Source organism: Arthrobacter yangruifuii (assembly GCF_009192775.1).
Lineage (GTDB): Bacteria > Actinomycetota > Actinomycetes > Actinomycetales > Micrococcaceae > Arthrobacter_B > Arthrobacter_B yangruifuii.
This window is the reverse complement of the sequence record NZ_VTFX01000009.1, coordinates 1-2,361: the sequence shown is the minus strand read 5'-3', so window position 1 is coordinate 2,361 and position 2,361 is coordinate 1. Positions and strand designations below refer to the sequence as shown.

Below are 2,361 nucleotides of genomic sequence, written 5' to 3'. Positions count from 1 at the left end.
TAAGACCCACAGCGCCGATGGTACTGCATCCGGGAGGATGTGGGAGAGTAGGTCACCGCCGGACAATTTTTGTTGAGAGGGTCAGGCCCCGCACCATGTGTGCGGGGCCTGACCTGTTTAACCCACAGGATGAGCCTGTACCGGTGTCGGTGCGGGCCTTTCCTGTTTAACCAGGCCGGCAGCTGGTATACGGAGCACCGTAGTCAATACTTGTCGGCCTTCTCTGGCCGGAAGTTGAAGAGGTGGCCATTTCTCCTAGCCCTTTGCGCATCTCGAAACGTAGTGTGCCCACCAGCACGTTGAACAACAGCTGTCGGCTTCATCACTCGCAGAAGCCAGTACGAGCGATTGGAATAGGGCGACCTTATGAGCAATCTCCTTCCGTCTGGCCTGCGCCGACGGGCACAACATGAGCGGAAGCTGCGAGCAGCAATGATGGGCATGGCGGCTGCGGCCGCACTGCTGCTTGTCCCATTCGCCGCTCCCGCAAACGCGGTGTACTCACCGCCGGACAATGCCCCAGCGCCGGTAGCCGGCCCAAACTCAGATATTGAGATGACCGGGACCGGCCCGGGCGAAAATATTCGAGGCTTCCTTGCCGCGACTCCGACTATTCCGGATCCGCTGGCACCGTATCCGGCTGAAAATCCAGTGGGTGTGCCTACGTCTGACCACTTTTCCGGCATCATTACCACTGCTGACGTCGATGACCCGACTGCAGTTGGACAGATGTACTGCATCAACATCCGGGTGGTGACGACCGACGGCGTCGGCTACGTCAACGGAACATGGGAGGAATCGAACGTACCCAATATCGGCTACGTGAATTACATCCTCAACAATTATTATCCGGCGAATCCCGCGCTCCCTGCCGGTTTGACGACCAACCAACAGGCTGCAGCTGTCCAGGCTGCCATCTGGTACTTCACGGACGGATACCTGGTCAATACTGCCCAGACGGATATCAGGCCGGCCGTTGAGGCGATCGTTGCCGATGCCCAGGCAAACGGACCCCTCCTGGAACCGCCGGCCCCCGACGTCACCATCACTCCGGCCAGTGCTGCGGCTCCGGTGGGAAGCCCGGCCGGCCCCTACACGGTAGCGGCGGAAGGTGCGGCGGAACTTTCGGTCTCCGTGCCCACTGGTTACACCATGTACACCGACGCCGCGGGGACCGCACCCCTGGCGAACCCGAGCACAGTGCCTTCGGGGACCCAGATCTGGGTGGGTGGGCCACCGGAATCAACTACACCGGGAGTCCTCAGCGCCCGCGCATCCGTCACGGTCCAGACCGGCAGCGTATACCTCTATGACCGCAGTGATCCGGGCCGGGAGGACGCTCAACGGCTCATCCTTGCCGTGACCACGGAGCTGAACGCCTCCGCCCAGGCGACGGCGGAGTTCTTCGTAGCCGGAAATCTCCTGGTGAATAAGACGTTTGCCGGCGGCGCAGTGGGTAGCCAGGGCGCCATCACGCTGACGGTGGACTGCGGTGCGGCGGGTGCCTTCGTGTTCGATATTCCTGCCGGGACGGCAACGGGCGTAAGCGAAACAGTGACTGGCCTGCCGGTAGGGACAGTGTGTGCCGTAACGGAAGAGGTCACCGGGTCGACCACGGAGGTGACGGTAACGCCCGTACTCCCGGAGCCGGTCACGATCGCCGAGGGAGAGAACGTCCTGGAGGTCACGAACAATGTGGAATTCAATCCAGGCAACCTCGTGGTGGCCAAGACCATCGTCGGTTCGGGGGCAGGCCTGCAGGATGCCGTTGTGCTCCATGTCCAGTGTGGAGACGGACTCATCGATGAAACCGTCACTATCCCGGCGGGGACCACGGCCGGCACCTTCACCCAGCTGTACGAAGGCATTCCGGCTGGAGTGATGTGCCGGGTCTCGGAGCCGACGTCCGGGGTGAATGAAGACGTCACTGTCCAGTCTTCGGGTACGGCAGAGGTCACCATCCTGCCGGGGCAGGTACAGACAGCCGAGGTGGTTAACGAATACGCGCCGGTGCCGGTCACCGAAAGGCTCCCGCGGACCGGGGCGGAGGACACCGCCGCCATGGCTACAGCAGCAGGGGGTGCCGTGCTGGCCGGATCGCTGTTGATCTTCGGATCCATGCGGAAGCGCCGCAGCTAATCCTGGGATGCCAGGCCTGAGCCGCGACACCTAGCTGGAGCCGGCCCCCGGAAGGGGTGCCGGCTCCAGCGTCTCCCGGCGAGTTGCAGCGGGGCGCAAACCTGTGTAAAGTCTTCTAAGTCGCCGCGGCCGGGACGCTGGAAAAGCGCCCGAGCATGGCGGCCAAACCCACCAAAAAACCTGAGTCCAACCGGTGCGCGCCCTTCGCGGGGCCGGCGGAAA

The 2,361-nt window shown here is 62.9% G+C and carries 1 protein-coding gene; it reads left to right on the top strand.

All coding sequences use genetic code 11. From position 1 onward, the window contains the following. Positions 1-657: 657 nt before the first annotated feature. Entirely contained in the window at positions 658-2,139 is a 1,482-nt protein-coding gene (locus tag GD627_RS16420; RefSeq protein ID WP_194266088.1) for a thioester domain-containing protein, read from the top strand. Positions 2,140-2,361 lie beyond the last annotated feature (222 nt).